4 protein-coding genes and 1 pseudogene are annotated in these 2,274 nt (G+C 32.1%); all 5 read right to left on the bottom strand.

The window, feature by feature from the left end:
• Positions 1-11: 11 nt before the first annotated feature.
• Positions 12-434, bottom strand: coding sequence for an ammonium transporter (locus tag HG1285_RS04135; protein ID WP_008288711.1), 423 nt, complete (start codon positions 432-434; stop codon positions 12-14).
• 52 nt (positions 435-486) lie between these two features.
• Positions 487-825, bottom strand: a complete 339-nt coding sequence (locus HG1285_RS04140) for a P-II family nitrogen regulator (protein ID WP_008288710.1) — start codon at positions 823-825, stop codon at positions 487-489.
• 193 nt (positions 826-1,018) lie between these two features.
• Positions 1,019-1,618: a recombination mediator RecR gene (gene recR, locus HG1285_RS04145; RefSeq protein WP_008288709.1), complete on the bottom strand. Its 600-nt coding sequence runs from the start codon at positions 1,616-1,618 to the stop codon at positions 1,019-1,021.
• Positions 1,618-1,950: a YbaB/EbfC family nucleoid-associated protein gene (locus HG1285_RS04150; protein WP_008288708.1), complete on the bottom strand. Its 333-nt coding sequence runs from the start codon at positions 1,948-1,950 to the stop codon at positions 1,618-1,620. Before HG1285_RS04150 ends, recR begins: the two co-directional genes overlap by 1 nt.
• A 5-nt stretch (positions 1,951-1,955) precedes the next feature.
• A pseudogene (locus HG1285_RS04155) lies at positions 1,956-2,274 on the bottom strand (DNA polymerase III subunit gamma/tau); the annotation flags it as partial.

Here is a 2,274-nt window from a genome sequence, read left to right as displayed (position 1 = left end):
CATTCTTTCAATTACTGCACTGCTGCAAGTGCGATAGTAATAGCTGCAAAAGTTGACTGGAAAGTTGCAAATACCCATTCTGGATAAGTTCCGCTTAATGCTTTATAATCAACACCGTTCATTAAAAACTTGCTTAGTCCACCAACTACTGCATTTAATCCTCCACCTTCTGTAAATGCAAGAGAATAGCCCCATAAAAACCACACTACAATAGCCACAGCATAAGCCATTAAAACCATCATTACTGTGTTAACAATATTTTTAAATCTTGTCATGCCACCGTAGAATAAAATAAGACCACCAACAGTCATTAAAACAACAAATGCAGTGGCAGTAATCATCCAGGCAGTATCACCTGTGTCAAGTTTTGCTTCTTCTGCAAAAGCTGCAAAAGGAAGCAGTAGAGAAATAAATGATAAAATTTTACTTTTCATAATCAAACCTCCTTTTTGTTTTCCGTTTAATTAATTTTTGGAGTTAAAATGTTTAAAGTGCAGATTCTCCTCTTTCTCCTGTTCTTATTCTTACTGCATCTTCAACAGGTAAAATGAATATTTTTCCATCTCCTACTTTTCCAGTTTTTGCAGCGTTTGTTATGGCTTCTACAAGTTTTTCAACCATTTCATCTTCTACTACAATTTCCAGTTTGATTTTAGGGAGAAAATCAATAACATACTCTGCACCTCTATAAAGCTCTGTGTGTCCTTTCTGTCTTCCAAAACCTTTTACTTCTGTAATTGTAATACCGAAATTGCCGAGTTCAGTGATTGCTTCTTTAACTTCATCAAGTTTAAACGGCTTGATTATGGCTTCTATTTTTTTCATTACATAAACCTCCGTTTTATATTTATAGTCTTTGTAAAGCAATAAATGTGCCAGAAAATGTATAACAGTTGAAAATTGATGTTAATTTAATTGGTTTGCACATTAGGGGGAATTATTTTTAGATAAAAATTAATACAAAAACTGAGTTTGTTTGCACATCAATTGTGCAAATAGTGAATTAAAATTGTGCAAATTAAAGTTTTTGTTTTCCTTCCAGTGCTTTTGATAGTGTAAAAACATCTGCATTTTCAAGGGTTGCACCAAATGGAAGACCGTAAGCTATTCTTGAAATTTCCACATTTTTGTTTTTTAAAAGATTGTATATATATGTAGCTGTCGCTTCTCCTTCCACTGTAGGGTTTGTAGCTATTATTATTTCTTTAACTCCTTCTAATCTGTCTAAAAGTGAGCTTATGTTTAAATCTTCTGCTGTTATTCCTTCCAGAGGGGATAGTTTCCCATGTAATACATGATAAAGACCTGTATATTTTCCTGTTTTTTCTATTGCAAAGGCATCAAAGGATTCCTCAACAACGCATATTGTCGTTTTATTTCTTTCTTCCGAAGAACATATACTGCAGATTTCATTTTCTGTTAAAAGTCCACATATTTTGCATGGATGTATTTTTTCTAAAAGCTCAAGTAGAGATTTGATTGTTTCAATAGACTCTCCTTTTGGAAGTTTTAATAAATTTTCAACAAACCTTTGTGCAGATTTTTCCCCGTATCCTGGTAAATTACTTATATGCTCTATTGCATTTTGAAGTGCTGAAGGTAAAACCTGTTTTTCCATTAAAATAAGTTCCCAAGTCCTGGAATGTTTGAAGGAAGACCTGAAGCTTTAGCCATTTTTTCACTCATAACCTCTTTTGAACGAACGTTAGCTTCATTTAAAGCAGAAATAAGTAAATCTTTTAATACTTCTGCGTTTTCTTCATTTAAAAGTGATTTATCTATTTGAATATCAAGAATTTCTCCAAGACCATTTTCTATTACTTTAACCATTCCACCGCCAACTTCAACTATAATTTCTTCATTCTTTAGCTCTTCTTTTGCTGTTTTTATATTTTCCTGCATATCTTTTAGCATTTTCATCATATTTCCAAGGTCGCCAAAATTAAACATGTATCTTATTCCTCCTTGTAATTGATTATTTTTCCTTCAAAAAGCTGTAAAACTTTGTCAACAGCAGGGTCTCTTTCTTTTTTCTTTTTCGTTGTTTTTTGGGGGGTATCTATTTTAACAATTTCTACAGGTTTTTGGAAATGTTTTTCTATTGTGTTCTTTTTTTCAATTATTGTGTCATATATTAGCTCTGGAACACTTATTCTTACATTGTTTTCAGATATATCTATTTTAGATTTTTTCAATCCTGATGAAACAAGTGTACCTGCTTCTTTACCTATGTTCATTATAATCTTTTGTAAATCTACTGCAGTGTCTGAAATT

This window comes from Hydrogenivirga sp. 128-5-R1-1 (assembly GCF_000171895.1).
The sequence above is the reverse complement of the archived record's forward strand: the minus strand, read 5'-3'. Positions and strand labels throughout refer to the sequence as shown.

Bases quoted from the DNA above. Each gene is read 5' to 3' on its own strand.
- HG1285_RS04150 (WP_008288708.1), bottom strand. From the start codon at position 1,950: ATGTTTAATTTTGGCGACCTTGGAAATATGATGAAAATGCTAAAAGAT.
- HG1285_RS04140 (WP_008288710.1), bottom strand. From the start codon at position 825: ATGAAAAAAATAGAAGCCATAATCAAGCCGTTTAAACTTGATGAAGTT.
- recR (WP_008288709.1), bottom strand. From the start codon at position 1,618: ATGGAAAAACAGGTTTTACCTTCAGCACTTCAAAATGCAATAGAGCAT.
- HG1285_RS04135 (WP_008288711.1), bottom strand. From the start codon at position 434: ATGAAAAGTAAAATTTTATCATTTATTTCTCTACTGCTTCCTTTTGCA.